Genomic DNA, 307 nt, shown 5'->3' on the forward strand with positions numbered 1-307 from the left:
GGCGAAGGGCGCTCCGTTAAACAGCAGTTTCCACACCCTTATCCGGTGCTTTTCCGGTAGCCACAGTTTGCCTGTTACCCGGGGCGCTCTACCCATTATCGGCCGGCCCAGGCTGTCTACTCCGGTTTCTTCCGACAGGTGGGAGATGGTTACCGACAGGGTGAATCCGCCATCCCGATAGGTTATTTTGATGTTCGGGTTGCCGCCCTTGGTTTCGTCCCCCCGGGCGTAAAGCGGTTCTGTCTGGCGTTTTTCCACTCTTCACTGGTGGCTTTGCCTTTGCAGATCCGCTTCCATAAAGAGCGGC

General features: G+C 57.3%; 1 pseudogene. It reads right to left on the bottom strand.

Features of this window, described 5'->3' with window-relative positions:
* Positions 1 to 258, bottom strand: a pseudogene (locus A6M21_RS08055) (hypothetical protein); the annotation flags it as partial.
* Between the last annotated feature and the right edge of the window lie 49 nt (positions 259 to 307).

Source organism: Desulfotomaculum copahuensis, assembly GCF_001655685.1.
GTDB lineage: Bacteria > Bacillota > Desulfotomaculia > Desulfotomaculales > Desulfovirgulaceae > Desulfotomaculum_G > Desulfotomaculum_G copahuensis.